At 73.3% G+C, this 15,292-nt stretch carries 14 protein-coding genes, 1 pseudogene and 1 riboswitch; of the genes and pseudogenes, 7 read left to right on the forward strand and 8 right to left on the reverse strand.

From position 1 onward, the window contains the following. Positions 1-133: 133 nt before the first annotated feature. Positions 134-2,299 carry an MMPL family transporter gene (locus ETD96_RS26185; RefSeq protein WP_138639143.1) on the reverse strand — a complete coding sequence of 722 codons (2,166 nt, stop codon included), beginning with the start codon at positions 2,297-2,299 and terminating at the stop codon, positions 134-136. A gap of 153 nt (positions 2,300-2,452) precedes the next feature. Between ETD96_RS26185 and ETD96_RS26190 the strand changes: the two genes are divergently transcribed. After that, positions 2,453-3,175, forward strand: coding sequence for a TetR/AcrR family transcriptional regulator (locus tag ETD96_RS26190; RefSeq protein WP_138639144.1), 723 nt, complete (start codon positions 2,453-2,455; stop codon positions 3,173-3,175). Here ETD96_RS26190 and ETD96_RS26195 read toward each other — a convergent pair. From ETD96_RS26195 to ETD96_RS26205, 4 genes and pseudogenes are all read right to left on the reverse strand, one after another. Beyond that, positions 3,151-4,368, reverse strand: a complete 1,218-nt coding sequence (locus ETD96_RS26195; RefSeq protein ID WP_171069241.1) for an ROK family transcriptional regulator — start codon at positions 4,366-4,368, stop codon at positions 3,151-3,153. The two genes, ETD96_RS26190 and ETD96_RS26195, sit on opposite strands and share 25 nt — an antisense overlap. Before the next feature lie 114 nt (positions 4,369-4,482). Next, positions 4,483-5,307 (reverse strand): NPCBM/NEW2 domain-containing protein, encoded by an 825-nt coding sequence (locus tag ETD96_RS46905; protein ID WP_338072600.1) that lies wholly within the window; start codon positions 5,305-5,307, stop codon positions 4,483-4,485. 24 nt (positions 5,308-5,331) lie between these two features. After that, positions 5,332-6,090 (reverse strand): annotated as a pseudogene (locus tag ETD96_RS46910) (alpha-N-acetylglucosaminidase C-terminal domain-containing protein); the annotation flags it as partial. Positions 6,091-6,129: 39 nt separating this feature from the next. Beyond that, the gene (locus tag ETD96_RS26205; RefSeq protein WP_138639147.1) at positions 6,130-7,458 is read right to left on the reverse strand and encodes an alpha-N-acetylglucosaminidase; all 1,329 of its coding nucleotides are present in this window, start codon (positions 7,456-7,458) and stop codon (positions 6,130-6,132) included. Here ETD96_RS26205 and ETD96_RS26210 point away from each other — a divergent pair. Next, entirely contained in the window at positions 7,439-7,840 is a 402-nt protein-coding gene (locus ETD96_RS26210; RefSeq protein WP_138639148.1) for a hypothetical protein, read from the forward strand. The genes ETD96_RS26205 and ETD96_RS26210 overlap by 20 nt on opposite strands. Then, positions 7,806-7,944: riboswitch (cyclic di-AMP (ydaO/yuaA leader) on the reverse strand. (Overlaps the previous gene by 35 nt.) Before the next feature lie 259 nt (positions 7,945-8,203). Here the strand turns inward: ETD96_RS26210 and ETD96_RS26215 are convergent. After that, entirely contained in the window at positions 8,204-8,839 is a 636-nt protein-coding gene (locus ETD96_RS26215; protein WP_138639149.1) for a response regulator, read from the reverse strand. After that, entirely contained in the window at positions 8,836-9,990 is a 1,155-nt protein-coding gene (locus ETD96_RS26220; RefSeq protein ID WP_240808225.1) for a sensor histidine kinase, read from the reverse strand. Before ETD96_RS26220 ends, ETD96_RS26215 begins: the two co-directional genes overlap by 4 nt. 189 nt (positions 9,991-10,179) lie before the next feature. On the opposite strand from ETD96_RS26220, the gene ETD96_RS26225 reads away from it, so the two are divergent. Continuing rightward, positions 10,180-10,788 carry a GlcG/HbpS family heme-binding protein gene (locus ETD96_RS26225; protein WP_138639150.1) on the forward strand — a complete coding sequence of 203 codons (609 nt, stop codon included), beginning with the start codon at positions 10,180-10,182 and terminating at the stop codon, positions 10,786-10,788. Positions 10,789-10,791: 3 nt separating this feature from the next. Beyond that, positions 10,792-11,538 (forward strand): ankyrin repeat domain-containing protein, encoded by a 747-nt coding sequence (locus ETD96_RS26230; protein ID WP_240808227.1) that lies wholly within the window; start codon positions 10,792-10,794, stop codon positions 11,536-11,538. Positions 11,539-11,611: 73 nt separating this feature from the next. Here ETD96_RS26230 and moeZ read toward each other — a convergent pair whose 3' ends face one another. Continuing rightward, the gene (gene moeZ / locus ETD96_RS26235) at positions 11,612-12,793 is read right to left on the reverse strand and encodes an adenylyltransferase/sulfurtransferase MoeZ (protein ID WP_138639151.1); all 1,182 of its coding nucleotides are present in this window, start codon (positions 12,791-12,793) and stop codon (positions 11,612-11,614) included. Positions 12,794-12,994: 201 nt separating this feature from the next. On the opposite strand from moeZ, the gene ETD96_RS26240 reads away from it, so the two are divergent. The 3 genes from ETD96_RS26240 (at position 12,995) to ETD96_RS26255 (ending at position 15,286) form a co-directional block, all read left to right on the forward strand. Beyond that, entirely contained in the window at positions 12,995-13,195 is a 201-nt protein-coding gene (locus ETD96_RS26240; RefSeq protein ID WP_138639152.1) for a CsbD family protein, read from the forward strand. Between the two features lie 271 nt (positions 13,196-13,466). Next, the gene (locus ETD96_RS26250) at positions 13,467-14,177 is read left to right on the forward strand and encodes a hypothetical protein (RefSeq protein WP_138639153.1); all 711 of its coding nucleotides are present in this window, start codon (positions 13,467-13,469) and stop codon (positions 14,175-14,177) included. Then, positions 14,171-15,286 (forward strand): S8 family serine peptidase, encoded by a 1,116-nt coding sequence (locus ETD96_RS26255; protein WP_138639154.1) that lies wholly within the window; start codon positions 14,171-14,173, stop codon positions 15,284-15,286. Before ETD96_RS26250 ends, ETD96_RS26255 begins: the two co-directional genes overlap by 7 nt. The last annotated feature ends 6 nt before the right edge of the window (positions 15,287-15,292 follow it).

Genomic DNA, 15,292 nt, shown 5'->3' on the forward strand with positions numbered 1-15,292 from the left:
TCCGTCGCCCCCCGCCCGCCCCCACGGCATCCCGGTGCTACGTCAAGCAGGGTAAACACCCTTTTGTACTGCTTTGACACGCTTCAGTGGCCGGTGGTCGCGCACCACCGGCCACTGAAGCGGCCCGCCGGGGTCAGCCCACCGGTTCCAGGCGGGGCTGCTGCGTCGCGGGAGTGTCGCCTTCACGGATGCCGTACTTGCCGTAGAGGCGGGCGAGCGGGCCCGGAGCCCACCAGTTGGCGCGGCCCATCAGGCGCATCGCGGCCGGGACGAGCAGGGCCCGCACGATGGTCGCGTCCATGAGGATCGCGATGGCCATGCCGAGGCCGGTCATCTTGATGAACGTGATGCCGGACGTGGCGAACGCGCCGATCACGACGATGAACAGCAGCGCCGCGCTGGTGATGATCGAGCCGGTGCGCGCCATGCCGGCGGCGACGGCGGTGGTGTTGGAGCCGGTCAGGTCGTACTGCTCGCGGACCCGCGACAGGAGGAAGACCTCGTAGTCCATCGAGATCCCGAACAGCATGGCCAGCATCAGGATCGGCATCGCCGGGGAGATCGAGCCGGTCGCGGTGAAGTCGAGCAGGCCGGACAGGTGGCCGTCCTGGAAGATCAGCACGACGGCGCCGAAGGTGGCCGACAGCGACAGCAGGTTCATCACGATCGCCTTCAGCGGCAGCACCACCGACCCGAACGCCAGGAACAGCAGGACGAACGTCGCGCCCCCGACGAGCAGCGCCAGCCACGGCAGCGTCGCGCCGATGCTGTCGAGCTGGTCGACGACGTCGGCGGTGGTCCCGCCGACGAGGGCCTGCGCGCCCGGCGGCGGCGGGACGTCCCGGACCTTCCCCACGAGGTCGCGCGCGGCGTCGGAGTCGGGGTCGGCGGCGTAGCGCAGCGCGATCCGCGTCGTGGTGCCCTTCGCGCCGGTCACCGTCGCGTCCGTGATCCCCGGCACCGCCGCCAGCCGGTCCCCGTAGGACTGGATCGCGGCCCGGTCGGACGTCCCGGTCACCACCGCCTCGATCGGGTTGGTGGCGTTGGGCGGGAACCGGGTCTCCAGCGTCTCCGCGACCACCCGCGCGTCGGCGCCCTCCGGCATGACCTTCGCATCCACGCCGCCCCAGTTGATGTGCAGGAAGGGGGAGCCGAGCGCGAGGAGCAGCGCCACCGTGGCGACGACGTAGACGACCGGGCGGCGCATGACGCTGTGCGCGAGCCGCCACCACTGGCCGCCCTCCTGCCCGGCGGGCGCCTTCGCGCGCCGCCGCCGCACGGAGAGGGCGTCGACCTTCGGGCCGAGGACGGCGAGCAGCGCGGGCAGGACGGTCAGCGCGCCGAGCATGCAGACGAACACCGTCGCGATGCCGCCGTAGCCCATCGAGACCAGGAAGTTCTGGTCGAACAGCAGCAGCCCGGACAGCGACACCGCCACCGTGATCCCGGACACGGCGACCGTGCGCCCGGCCGTCGCCATCGTCGCGGCCACGGCGTCCTCGATCGAGGCGCCGTCGCGGCGGATCTCCTCGCGGAACCGGCTGACCATGAACAGCCCGTAGTCGATCGCGAGGCCGAGGCCGAGGAACGTGGTGATGTTCACCGCGAAGATCGACACGTCGGTGACGTAGGTGAGCGCGTGCAGCGCGGTGAACGAGCCGAGGATCGCGATGCCGCCGATCAGCATCGGCAGGCTCGCCGAGACCAGCCCGCCGAAGATCAGCACCAGCAGCACGAGCAGCACCGGCATCGCCATGCCCTCGGCCCGCCCGATGTCGGACGAGACCCGGTCGTTGATCGCGGCCTCGGTGCCGATCGTCCCGCCGACCTTCGCGGTGAGCCCGCCGCCGACCTCGGTCAGCTCGTCCTTGAGGTCGGCGTAGTTGTCGCTCCGCGCGCCTTCGTCGGCGCCCGCCAGCCGCAGGACGGCGTAGGTGGCCGTCCGGTCGCCGCTCACGAGCTGCGGCGCCCTGGTCGTCCAGTAGGTGTCGGCTGAGGCGATCTTGTCCTGCGGCAGCGCGGCCAGCGCCCGCTCGACCGAGGCCCGGAACGCCGGGTCGTCCACCGTGGTCCGCCCCTGATAAAGGACCACGACGTCCGCCTCGTCCCGGCCGAGGTCGCGCTCGGCGACCTGCGCGGCCTTCGCGCTCTCGCTGCCCGGCGTGTCGAAGCCGCCGGCCGAGGTGAGCGCGCCGAAGACGCCCGTCCCCCAGACGGCGGAGAAGACCAGCGCGGCGCCGGCCGCCGCGAGGACCCACCGGCGCCGCCGGTGGACCCATCGTCCCCATCGCTCGAACATGACCCGCTCCCCTGTCTCGCTACGGTCCATCACTGAAGTAAACGGTGTAAGCTGCGAACAGCGTTAACTTCGCATACAGCGTTCGCTTTCGTCAAGGGTGTTTCTGAGGAATCATGCGAGGACGGCAGGAGCGCGGGAGGAGAGGGCGGCGTAGTGGAGACACGGCGTGATCGGCTGCGTGCGGCGACGGTCCGGGAGATCACCGAGACCGCCCGGCGGATCCTCGTCGAGGAGGGCCCCGAGGCGGTGACGCTGCGCGCGATCGCCCGCGAGATGGGCATGACCGCGCCGGCGCTCTACCGCTACTTCGGCAGCCACGGCGAACTGCTGCGGCACCTGGTCGGCGACCTGTTCAGCGAGCTGACCGGCGAACTGCACACCGCGCTGAAGGACGTCCCGCACGACGACATGAGCGGCAAGTTCCTGGCGGTGTCCCGCCGCTTCCGGACCTGGTCCCTCGCGCACCCCCGCGAGTACGCACTGCTGTTCGGCGCGCCCGTGCGCGGCGTCGGCGAGCAGGAGCAGGAGGCCGACTTCGCCGAGGAGTGCGCCCGCCAGTTCGGCTGGACGTTCATGGCCCTGTTCCTGGAGCTGTGGAACAAGAGCCCGTTCCCGGTCGCGTCCGACGACGAGATCGACCCCGCCCTGCTGCCGCAGCTGCGCCGCTACCGCGACGAGGTCGTCGGCGTCGACCTGCCGGCCGGCGTCATCCAGCAGTTCCTGAAGTGCTGGATCCGGCTCCAGGGCGGCGTCAGCCTGGAGGTCTTCGGGCACCTGCAGTTCGCCCTGGACGACGCCGCCCCCATGTTCGAGCTGATGCTGGCCGAGATCAGCCCCCAGATCGGCCTCGCCTACCGGCCCCCGGCGGACGGCTGAGGCCGGTCGGGCGTCGTGCCGGACGACGCGTTGTGCCAGATGACGCCGAGCCGGTCGTGCATGGCGGTCGCGGCGGCGCCGTGCATGATGCTGCGCTCGGCCATCGTGGAGAAGCGCGGCCGCCGGACGTCGCTGGGCGGGAGCCGCACCGCCAGCTCGCGCTCGATCGCGTCGAGCAGCCGCTCCCCGGCCCGCCGGATCGGGCCGTCGATCACGACGTCCCCGATGTCGAGGATCGCGGCCTGCACGCACAGCAGGGCCGCGAGGCTCTCGCCCGCGTAGTCGACCCGCGCCGCGAGCGCCGCAAGCTCCGGCGCCGCCGGCGCGGCACCGGGCGCGGCGACCGCGTCCAGCCGCTCGACGGGCGCGCCGGCGAGCACGGCCGGCAGGCTCGCCACCGTCTCCAGGCAGCCCCGCCGGCCGCATTCGCAGTCGCGGTCGCTGACGCCGACGTCGATGTGGCCGACCTCCCCGGCGCGCCGGCGCTCCCCGAGGTGCACGCGGCCGTCGAGCAGGATCGCCGAGCCGATGCCGCCCGCGATGTGCAGCACGATGACGCTGTCGCCGTCCCTGCGCTGGCACGACAGCTCCGACATCCCCACGGCCGTCGCGTCGTTGACCAGCACGACGTCGTGCCCGAGCGCGGACTTCAGCGGCCCCGCCAGGTCGACGTCCCTCCAGCGCAGCTGCAGCGCCTCGATGACGCGCTGCTCGGGGGACACGATGCCGGGGACGGCGACCCCGGCGGCCAGCACCGCGCGCCCGTCGTCGGCGGCGAGGCCGGCGAGCATCGGCGCGAGCGCCGCCACCACGTCGGCCGCGCCCGGACGGGCGGGCAGCGGCACCCGGACGGTGGCGCCGATCGCGCCGTCCAGCCCGATGACGCCGCCGCGCACCTCGGCCGGGCGGACGTCGGCCATCAGCAGGCAGTGCCGGACGGTGTCGATGCCGAGCAGCCTGGCCGGCTTGCCGCGGCCGGACGGGCGCCCCGCCTCCTCGGTGACCAGCCGCCGCGCCACCAGCGTCTCCACGATCTCCGAGACCACGGCGCGGGCGAGGCCCGTCGAGCGGGAGATGTCGGCGCGGGACACGGTGCCGCCGCCCGCCAGCACGCTCTGCAGGACCAGTTCGGTGTTGCGCTCCCGGAGGACCGCGGGCGTCGCCTTCTCGGTGATCCGGACCGGCCTGGTCATTGTCGCCTTCCCCGTGCTCACCGCGCTGACCCCCTGCACGGGAGCGTATAGGGATCCGGACATGCCCCGGGGCCCGGCCGCCGGTTCGGCGGGCGCGGGCCCCGGGGGAGGGAGTTACCTGGTCGCCGGCGGCGACGTGCAGGTGAGCGTCGGCACGCCGAACGACACCGCGTCGAACCAGCGGTTCACGTCGTACTGGTCGACGACGAGACGCAGTTCCTTGACGTCCGCCACATCGACGTCGAGCCGGACGGCCTCGGCCCCGGAGGTCGCGAGCCCGCTCCGCAGCACCCCGGTCTCGTGCAGCAGCCGGCCGTCGCCGAAGACCCGGACGATCACATCGCCGTCGGCGGTGTGGTTCATCGCGTCGTCGATCCCGACCACGGTCGTGAACCGCTGGCAGCCCTGGTTCAGCGCGAAGCGCACGTCCGCGTTCGCGTTCGTGCCGAGCCCCTTGCTGTAGAAGGTCCCGTCCAGCCGGATCGGCTTGCCGTTGCCCTCGGGCGTGCCCGGCGTCACCGTGTCGCGGGCCACCGCGTAGATGCCGTCATGGTTGGAGGAGTAGGTGAACGGCAGGTCGCTCAGCTGGACGCGGCCGTCCGCCGCCACCGGCAGCACCGCCGTCGCCTTCCGGGTGAGGTGCTGCCCCGCCTGGTCGAAACCGACGGTGAACTCCACCGCGACCTGCGTCGTCCCCTCCGGGAGGGCGTCGGTGCGGTGCAGCGTCCACGACTGCTCCAGCGTGGCGCCGGGGTCGATCTCTCCCTTCTCCGGCCCGGCCGGACGGGCCTCCACGCCCGCGGGCGCGGAGACGTCGAAGGTCAGGCCGCTCATCGGCGCGAAGTAGTTGGTGTTGGTCACCGAGGCGGCCACCTCGGCGGAACCGGAGAGCGAGCCCGTCGGACGCAGCGCCAAGCGCAGGTCGTAGCTGTCGCCCATCAGCCGCCGCAGCGTCTTGGACGCCTCGGTGTAGGTGTCTCCGGACGGCTTGGTCGGGTACTTGCGGCCGTCCTTCGACCACGCCTCGGCCATGGCGTACCAGTCGAAGGCCGGCGGGGCGCCGCCGGTGCGCAGCGCCTCCTTCAGCCCGTCGAACAGCTTCGCCCACCGCGGCGCGTAGTAGTCGCGCAGCACGCCGGACCACTCGCGGTAGGCGTAGTCGTGCAGGTCGGTGTTGCTCTCGCCCCACGACGTGATCAGCTTGCGCGCCTCGTACTCCAGCTGCCGGGCCTCGGCCGGGCCGCCGGCCGCCTGCCGCGCCCGCTGCAGCCACGGCCCGACCATGGAGCCGCGGTCGGTGCCGGTGAGGGCGTCGAGGCCCTTGATGTGGCCGATCCAGCTGTCGGTCAGCTTCGTGAACGTGGCGAGGTCGCGGGCCTGGTACGCCGCGTTGATCTGCGGCAGCAGGGTGCGGGACCGGTCCGCGACGGCCTGCCGGGCCACTTCGAGCAGGTCGTACCGGTAGGCGGAGCTGCCGCGCAGCGACCGGTCCACCGCCAGCAGCTCCGGCAGCGCCCGCGCGAACGCGGCCGGGTCGTAGGCGAACGCCGCCTGCGCCCACCGGTGCGGCCGCGTCGCCGCCAGGCTCGGCGCCGCCGCGAACAGCCCGCCGTGCCCGGACGACCGGCCGCCGGTCGGCGGGATCGCGTAGGCGGTGTCCGCCAGCACCCGCCAGGCGGCGCGGGCGTGCGGGTCGGCGCCGCCGTACCGCGCGTCCGCGTACTCGTCGAACCACCGGTGGACGTCGACGGGGCCGTCGTGTCAGGGCAGCTCGGCGAGGAACTCGACCGCGACCGGGTTGTTGTAGCTCGCCTCCGGCATGATCGCGATGCCGTCGAGCGCGCTGCCCCCGGCCCGCGCCCGCCACGCCCAGAACCGCTCGTTCCAGGCGCCGACCGGTGCGCCGACGGTCGAGTTGCCGCCGAAGTTCCAGATCGACCCGAAGGCGTACGGCGTGCCCTTCCAGTCGGCGTCGCGGTCGACCTTGAGCGCCCGGTCGGACAGGCCGTCCACGATGAGCATCCTGCTGCGGTCGACGGCGGCCACGGTCTCGGCACGCGGGTTGCTCTGCCAGCCGAGGATCACCCAGGTCGCTCCGGGGTGGGCCTTCTCCAGCGCGTCCTGGACGGCCACCGAAGCCCGGCCCACCGGGATGTCGCCGGCCTTGCCGCCCTCGTGCAGCAGGTCCATCTTGTACATCGTCGACTTGCCGAGCAGGCGGTCCTGGACGCCGTAGAAGCGCTCGGCGACCTTGCCGAACACCGGGTTCGTCGGCGCCAGCCAGTCGGGCCGGGTGAACCCCTGCCAGGTGCCCTGCGGCACCGTGACGGCACCGGGGTTGCGGGTCTCGAAATCGGTCGGCACGGTGCCGAAGTAGCCCGGCAGCACCGGCGTGATGCCGACCTGCCGCATCCGGTCGGCGATCCGGCGGCCGAGCTTCGCGCGGTCGCGGATCTGGTCCTCGCTGATCGGCGAGGTGAAGTTGGACATGTTCTGCAGCAGCCACCACGGCTGGTAGCCGGCGCCCGGGATCCAGGAGCGCACCTCGTCCGCCGAGTAGCCGAACGATTGGAGCGTCTCGAAGTAGACGGCCTCGGTGCCGACGGGCATGAACATCTCGTTGACGCCGTGGAGGGCGTAGACGTCGATGAGGCGTTCCCAGTCCTCGAACGTCCGGTAGGGCCCGGAGTAGCCGTCCTCGGTGTCGTTGCCGGCGAACCGGTGCTTCACGACGGACGACTGCTCGATCGGCCGCGCCGGGAGGGGGAGCCGCTTCGGGAGGTCGAGCTGGTCGCCGGTCCAGGAGATGTCGGCCTTGACCACGTGCTTGAGGTACCAGTTGAAGCCCATGAGCAGCGCGGGCGTGCTGCTGCCCGCGAGGACCAGCCGCCGGTGGCGGCCGGAGACGCGGAAGGCGTCCCGGTCGCCGGGCAGGGTCTCCAGGCTGACCTGCGCGGCGTACCGCGGGCCGACCAGCCGCTTGATCACCTCATGGGCCGGCCGCACGTCGAACGCCGGGCGGCCGCGGCCGGCCGTGTCCGCCGACGCCGTGGTCCCGGGCAGCACGCCGATGACGAGCAGGACGCTCACCACCCCGGCCACCGTGATCCGCCATCTTCGCTGCGTGCCGCTCCGGCGAATTCACTGCCCGATCGGGGCGGTCGAATCGGGTTTCGGCGGGCATGGTGAGGCGGGCGACGAGTTTCTCGCCGCCCGCCCCGCCGCTCGGGGGCAGGATTGGGAGAGTTTTGTAGCCCAGATCGCGGAGTTGGGCCGCGTTCAGGCTGGACACGTTATGGTCGTGATCGGTGGACGCGTATTGGTGGACGGCCCACTGCTTCCAAGGGGAAGGAGCGGTGACCCGTCCGGCGGCCTTTCCGTAGCGCGCGACCCACAAGGGGTATTCGCCCAGACCGTCGCCGTGCTGCTCACCGGACTCCACCTCTCCTTTTCCGCCTGCCGGGTCAACTGACGGGTTCGGGCCGGGAGGCGGCCCTACCGCTGGCGGCCGGCGGATTCACCCCGGTCGTGCACGGGTCCCCGGCTCTCTTTTGGGAGATTCGGCGTCCGACCGGATTTTCGGCCGTGCAGGGCAGGCTAACCGGAGAACGCGACGGCGGAGAGATCGTCCCCGGCAAATTAATTATGCGTAAGCGGGGCTTTTTCTGCGCGATTTCCCCGGCCGGGCGGGCAATTCCGGGCATGCGGGGACGGGCGGGGTCAACCGACCCATTGATGCGGGCATCGGCCGGACGGCGCGCTCCTCCGCGCCCATCGTCCGATGGGAGGCGCGAGCACGCCGGTGACCGTGGGATGCGCGGCCCTGGACGGCCGGTCAGCCGGGGAGGCGGATGAGGCGGCGCTCGACGGCCGCCGTGACGGCGGCCGTGCGGGTGTCGACGCCGAGCTTGGCGAAGATGTGCACCAGGTGCGTCTTGACGGTGGCCTCGCTGATGAACAGCCGGCGCGCGATCCGCTGGTTGGACAGGCCGGTGGCCAGCAGTTCGAGGATCTCGATCTCGCGCGGGCTGAGCGCCGGGGCGGGCTCGCGGACGCGGTCCATCAGGCGGGTGGCGACGCGCGGCGACAGCGCCGTCTCGCCGCGGGCGGCCGTCCGGATGCCCTGGAACAGCTCCTCCGGCGGGCCCGCCTTGAGCAGGTACCCGGCGGCGCCGGCCGCGATGGCGCGGGAGATGTCGGCGTCGGAGTCGTAGGTGGTCAGCACCAGCACGCGCGGCGGGTCCGGCAGCGCGAGGACGCGCCGGGTCGCCTCCACGCCGTCGATGCCCTCGCCGAGCTGCAGGTCCATGAGGACGAGGTCGGTCGGGACGAGCCCGACCCGCCGGACCGCCTCCGCGCCGTCGGCCGCCTCGGCGACGACCTCGATGTCCGGCTCGCCGCCGAGCAGCGCGCGCAGCCCCGCCCGGACCACGGAATGGTCGTCCACGATCGTCACCCGGACCACGTTCACCCGCTCGTCCCCTCCTCGCGCCCCGCCTGCCGGGGGACCAAGGCGGCGACGACGGTCCCGGCGCCCGGCGCGCTCTCGACCGTGAGGGTGCCGCCGACCTCGGCGACCCGGTCCCGCATCGCACGGAGCCCGTACCCGCGCCCCGGCGCGGACACCGCCGCGCCCGGATCGAATCCGGAGCCGTCGTCGGCGACGTCCAGGGACACCGCCTCGCCGAGATAGGTCAAGGTGATCATCACCGTGGCGGGGGCGGCGTGCTCGCGCGCGTTGGCGACGGCTCCCTGCGCGACGCGCAGCAGCGCCGTCTGAACCTCGACGCCCACCGGGTACTCGTCCCCCTCCACGCGGAACAGCACCCGCGGCTCCGCGTCCGGCGGGCCGGCGAGTTCGCCGAGGGCGGCGGGCAGCGAGCCGGACGCCAGCGCGGGCGGGGCCAGTGCCCGGACGAAGTGGCGCGCCTCCTCCAGGTTCGTCGCGGCGGCCTCGGTCGCCCGCCGCAGATGGCGCCGGGCGGCGTCCGGCGCGGTGTCCCACTGCCGGTCGGCGGCCTGGAGGAGGATGCCCATGCTGGTCAGCCCCTGGGCGAGTGTGTCGTGGATCTCGCGGGACAGCCGCTCGCGCTCCTCCAGCACCCCCGCCGCGCGCTGCGAGGCGGCCAGCTCGCCGCGCGTGCGGACCAGGTCGTCGATGAGCCGCTGGAGCTCCAGGAAGATCACCGCCGCCATCGCGGCGACCGCGAGCGGCGCGAGCACCAGGCTCGGATCGACCCGGTCCGCCAGGTAGACGCCCGCGAAGATCACCGTGCTGGTGAGCACCACCACGGCGATGACGGCGGCGCGCGGCGACAGCAGCCGCAGCGCGGCGAAGAACAGCGGGACGGCGCACCAGGCGAAGCTCGGCGCCATCGCGACCAGCACGACCCAGCACACGACCACCGCCGCGAGCCAGGTGAGGCGGCCCCGGCGGCCGAGCGCGTCCCACCAGACGACGCCGGCCGCGTAGCCGACGGCGAGCACCCCGGACAGCGCCAGCAGCGCCGGCGTCGTGCCGTCCAGGCCGTGCCGCACCACCAGGCGGGACGCCGACGCGGCGAGCAGCAGGAAGAACCCCGCGTGCATCGCCAGGTGGATCCGGCGTTCGCTCTCCGTCACGACTGCTGCCTCCCCTCGCGGCACCGCTCGCAAGCCTGCCCGGCCGCCCGGTCCCCGGCATCGACCGATCGGTTGATCCGGCCGTCCACCGATCCGATCGCCGGCCTCAACCGCTCCCGCGATGGCGCGGCGCGTGTCGGCCGCGAGGCTTGAAGGCGTCGAACCCGAGAACACCCTGGAAGGACCACGATGCAGGACGCCACGAGGCAGGACACGCAGCGCACGCGGAAGAACGGCAGGCCGGGGATCCGGTTCCGCACTGTCGCCGGGGCGGTGACGGGGCTCGCCATCGTCGCCGGCGCCGTCGGCCTGTCCGCCGCCAACGCCTCGGCCAGCCCCGCCGCCCCGGCCGCCGGGAAGGCCCCGCGGGCTCCGCAGGCCGTGCAGGACGTCCGGACGCTGACGACCGACGCGGCCACTGCCATCGCGAACGCCGCGCAGAAGGAGGCCGCGAAGCAGAACCAGCGCGTCGCGGTCGCGATCGTCGACCGCTCCGGCGACCTGCGCGTCCTCGTCAAGGGCGACGGCGCCGGGCCGCAGACCGTGGAGTCGGCCAAGCGCAAGGCGTTCACGGCGGTCTCGTTCGGGCAGCCGACGTCCAAGCTCGTCGAGGGCGCGACCGGCGACGGCCCCACCCTCCGCGACATCCCCGGCACCCTGCTGCTCGCCGGCGGCGTCCCGGTGACCTCCGGCGGCTCCCCGATCGCGGGGATCGGCGTCGGCGGCGCGCCGCAGGGCAGCATCGACGAGAGCATCGCCCAGGCCGGCCTGCGCGCCGTCCAGGGACGGCTCGGCTGACCCATGAGCCGTCTCGGTCGCGGCGGCACGGCCGCCATGACGGGTGCCGTCCTCGCGGCGGCCCTGGCAGTGCTGACGGGGTGCGCCGCCACCGGCGGCGGAGCCGGCGGCGGCTCCGCCGGGTCCCGCGCGTCCGGCGCGTCGGCCTCGGCCGGCGCGCCGCGCGCGGGGCAGGACCTGCTGCGGGCCGCCGAGCGGGGCGACGCGGCGGCGGTCCGGGCCGCCCTCGCCGCCGGGGCCGACCCCGCCGTACGGGACGGGCGGGGCCGCACACCGCTGCTCGCCGCCGCGCTCGGCGACCATGTCGAGGCCGCCAAGGCGCTGGTCGAGGCGGGCGCGGACCCCGACGCGCAGGACGACACCAAGGACAGCCCCTGGCTGGTGACCGGCGTCACCGGCAGCGTGCAGATGGCGCGGGTGCTGGTCCCGGCGCGGCCCGACTACACGGTGGTGAACCGCTTCGGCGGGACGTCCCTGATCCCGGCCGCCGAACGCGGGCACGCCGCCTACGTGCGGGAGGTGCTGCGCACCACGTCCATCGACGTTGACCATGTGAACGACCTCGGCTGGACCGCGCTTCTGGAGGCGGTCATCCTCGGGGACGGCGGACCGTCCCACCAGGAGGTCGTCGGCCTTCTGCTGGAGGCCGGGGCCGACCCGGAGCTGGCCGACCGCCAGGGCGTGACCCCGCTGCGGCACGCCGAGCGCAAGGGCCACGGCGAGATCGCGAAACTGCTCCGCGACGCCTAGCCCGCGCGCCCGGAAGGCGCCGAGCACGCGAAGACCCCCGGACCCTGACGGGTGCGGGGGTCTTCGGCGCGCGTCAGTAGGACGGCTGGCTCGGGTCGATCTGGTTGACCCAGGCCAGGACGCCGCCGCCGACGTGGACGGCGTCGGCGAAGCCGGCGCTCTTCACGACCGCGAGGGCCTCGGCGGAGCGGACGCCCGACTTGCAGTGCAGGACGATCTTCTTGTCCTGCGGCAGGCGCTCCAGGGCGGAGCCGTTCAGGAACTCGCCCTTCGGGATCAGCGTCGCGCCCGGGATCGAGACGATCTCGTACTCGTTGGGCTCGCGGACGTCCACGAGGAAGATGTCCTCGGCGCGGTCCTGCATGGCCTTGAGGTCGTGCACGGAGATCGTGGAGTCCTTGACGGCCTCGGCGGCCTCCTCGGAGACGGCGCCGCAGAAGGCCTCGTAGTCCTCCAGCAGCTCGGTCTGCGTCGGGTTCTTGCCGCAGAGCGGGCACTCGGGGTCCTTGCGGACCTTGACCGAGCGGTACGTCATCTCCAGCGCGTCGTAGATCATCAGGCGGCCGACGAGCGGCTCGCCGATGCCGGTGAGCAGCTTGATGGCCTCGTTCACCTGGATCGAGCCGATGGACGAGCACAGCACGCCGAGCACCCCGCCCTCCGCGCAGGACGGCACCATGCCGGGCGGCGGCGGCTCGGGGTAGAGGCAGCGGTAGCAGGGGCCGTACTCGGACCAGAACACCGACGCCTGGCCGTCGAACCGGTAGATCGACCCCCACACGTACGGCTTGCCGAGCAGGACGGCCGCGTCGTTCACCATGTAGCGGGTGGCGAAGTTGTCGGTGCCGTCGAGGATCAGGTCGTACTGGGAGAAGATGTCCATGATGTTGTCGCGGTCGAGCGCGGTGTTGTGCACCACCACGTCGATCAGCGGGTTGATCTCACGGACGGTCTCGGCCGCCGACTCGACCTTCGGCCTGCCGAGGGACGACTGCCGGTGGATGATCTGCCGCTGCAGGTTGGACTCGTCCACGACGTCGAAGTCGATGACGCCGAGGGTGCCCACCCCCGCGGCGGCGAGGTAGAGCAGTGCGGGGGAGCCGAGCCCGCCGGCGCCCACGACCAGGACCTTCGCGTTCTTGAGGCGCTTCTGCCCGGACATGCCCACGTCGGGGATGATCAGGTGCCGCGAGTAGCGGTTGACCTCGTCGCGGGTGAGCTCCGCTGCGGGCTCGACCAGAGGTGGCAACGACACGGTGGGTGCTCCTGTGCTGACGCTCGGCTGTTAGAGAGGCGGGGACGTCCCCGTCCTCCCACCGCACAACCTTGCCACGTCGCCTTGCATTCCCCGCAGGCGCCGTCCCCCGAACGCGCACGCGCGCATACACCGTCAAGGGACGCGCATGGGCCGCCCTGGAGCGGGCATGGGTCGCCCAACATAACGGGAGGAGGAACCATGAGCTTCCTCGACAAGCTCAAGAACAAGACGCAGCAGGCCATGGGACACGGCAAGGAGCAGGTCGGGCGGCAGTCCGGCGACCGGTCCATGGAGGCCGAGGGGCGCAAGGACCAGGCGGCCGGCGGCACCAAGCAGGTCGGCGAGAAGGCCAAGGACGCCGCCGAGGAGGCGCGCAGGACGTTCGGCTCCGGGTCCTAGCGCCCGGTGGCGGGGCCTGGCGCTCCCGCGAGTGGAAGCCCCTCCGCGGAGGGGCTTTCCACTGCCTCGTGCGCAATGACAGGTGGATTGTCGTAAAACACAGTTAATCTTGACTGTTGTGGCATTCCCGCCTCCCTTCCAGCAGCAGCCGCCCCCACCGCGTCCCCCGTACGCCGGTCCGCCAGGGCCTCCGTACGCGGGTCCGCCGCAGCCTCCGCCGCGGCCCGGCCGGCCCACGGTCCTCGGCCTGACCGGGCGCCAGTGGATGGTCGTGGCCCTCGTCGTCGGCTGCTGCTACTTCTTCACCACCGCGTTCGCCATGGTCGGCGCCTGGACGACCGTCAACCGCGAGCCCACCACCGCGGAGCTGCAGACGGCCGCGAACAAGGAGGTCGCGCGGCGCTGGGAGGCGTGGCCCGCGAGCCGGATCTTCCCCGACCGGATCCCCTACCGCCCCGTCGGCGACCACAGCGAGTACGCGTCCCGGACCGGCATCGTCCCCGACACCGGCTGCGCCCAGGCGGTGGACGAGGAGATCGCCGCCACGCTCGTCAAGTACGGCTGCCGGGCCGTCCTGCGCGCCACCTACACCGACCAGCTGCAGGGCGTCGTCGTCACCGTCGGGGTGGTCGCGTTCCCCGACCCGTGGAAGGCCGACCGGGCGTTCAAGGAGCTGCCCGGCTCGCAGGGCCCGGGCGACGGCTCCCGCTCGGTGGCGCCCGCGCTGCACGCCGCCGCGTTCCCGGGGACGGCGTCCGCCCGCTTCACCGACGAGGCCCGGCAGGACCGGACGATCGACCGCGGCGGCCCGTACGTCGTGCTGACCGCGTCCGGGCAGTCCGACGGCCGGCCCGCGTCCGCGATCAAGAAGGCGCGGCCCGGCGAGCTGTTCGCCGTGGCCCCGCAGCTCGGCCACGCGGTCGCGCGTGCGCTGGCCGCCAAGGCGCTGCCCGACTGCGACGACCCGGAGTGGGAATGCTGACACGCGCGCGGACGGCCGCGGTCCTGGCGGCGGGGGCGCTTGCGGGGAGCTGGCTGCTGCCCGTCCCGGCTAACGCCGACGAGGTCCGCGACCGGCAGCGGCCCATCCTGAAGCTGCTCGGCATGGACGCCGCCTGGAAGGTCACCAAGGGCGCGGGGGTGACGGTCGCCGTCGTCGACTCCGGCGTCGACCCGAACCAGGCGGACCTGCGCGGCAAGGTCACCACCGGCCCCAACATGCTCGCCAAGGTGGACCGCGGCAGCACGCCCGCGCGGCTGCACGGCACCGGGATGGCGTCGCTGATCGCCGGTCAGGGGCACGGTCCGGGCGGCCGCGCCGGGATCATCGGCATCGCCCCGCAGTCCCGCATCCTCGCCGTCCGCGCGATCGGCGAGCCGGAGGACGCGAGCTACGCCCGGTACCGGACGTCGGAGGAGGCGGAGACGTCGGTGGCGCGCGGCATCCGCTACGCCGCCGACCACGGCGCCGACGTCATCAACCTCTCGCTCGGCCGCGAGGACGAGACGCCCGAGGAGCGCGAGGCGGTCGGCTACGCCATCGGCAAGGGCGTCGTGGTGGTGTCGGCGGTCGGCAACGACGGCGACGAGCAGCGGCTGCTGGACGACGACGGGTTCGCGCCGTACTCCTACCCGGCGTCCTATCCCGGCGTGATCGCGGTCGCGGCGACGACGCCCGGCCACACCCGCGCGCCGTTCTCCAACCGGAACTACTCGGTGGTGCTGTCCGCGCCGGGCGCCGGGCTGCCCGTCGCGGGCCCCGGCGGCCGGTACTTCGTCAGCTCCGGCACCAGCGACGCCAGCGCGGTCGTGTCGGGGATCGCCGCGCTGATCCGCGCCAAGCACCCCGACATGGCGCCCGCGCTGGTGTCGCAGGCGCTGGTGCAGAGCGCCCGCGGCGGGCCGAAGGGCGGCTACGACCCGGAGATCGGGTTCGGCGAGGTGCACGCGGCCCGCGCGCTGTCGGCGGCCGACTCGCTCGCGACGGCGCGGCCGGGGCCCGCGAGGGGCAAGTCCGCCGGCGAGCGGTTCGGCGCGGGCGACCCCGGGCCGGTGCCGATCATCGACCATCCCGCGTGCTGTCTCTTATAAACATCT

This window comes from Actinomadura geliboluensis (genome assembly GCF_005889745.1).
In the GTDB taxonomy this organism is placed as follows: domain Bacteria; phylum Actinomycetota; class Actinomycetes; order Streptosporangiales; family Streptosporangiaceae; genus Spirillospora; species Spirillospora geliboluensis.

Excerpts from the sequence above, each read along its gene's own strand:
- ETD96_RS26185 (WP_138639143.1), bottom strand. The coding sequence starts at position 2,299 with ATGTTCGAGCGATGGGGACGATGGGTCCACCGGCGGCGCCGGTGGGTC.
- ETD96_RS26195 (WP_171069241.1), bottom strand. The coding sequence starts at position 4,368 with ATGACCAGGCCGGTCCGGATCACCGAGAAGGCGACGCCCGCGGTCCTC.
- ETD96_RS46905 (WP_338072600.1), bottom strand. The coding sequence starts at position 5,307 with ATGGGCGACAGCTACGACCTGCGCTTGGCGCTGCGTCCGACGGGCTCG.
- ETD96_RS26210 (WP_138639148.1), top strand. The coding sequence starts at position 7,439 with ATGACGAGCAGGACGCTCACCACCCCGGCCACCGTGATCCGCCATCTT.
- ETD96_RS26225 (WP_138639150.1), top strand. The coding sequence starts at position 10,180 with ATGCAGGACGCCACGAGGCAGGACACGCAGCGCACGCGGAAGAACGGC.
- ETD96_RS26230 (WP_240808227.1), top strand. The coding sequence starts at position 10,792 with ATGAGCCGTCTCGGTCGCGGCGGCACGGCCGCCATGACGGGTGCCGTC.
- ETD96_RS26240 (WP_138639152.1), top strand. The coding sequence starts at position 12,995 with ATGAGCTTCCTCGACAAGCTCAAGAACAAGACGCAGCAGGCCATGGGA.
- ETD96_RS26255 (WP_138639154.1), top strand. The coding sequence starts at position 14,171 with ATGCTGACACGCGCGCGGACGGCCGCGGTCCTGGCGGCGGGGGCGCTT.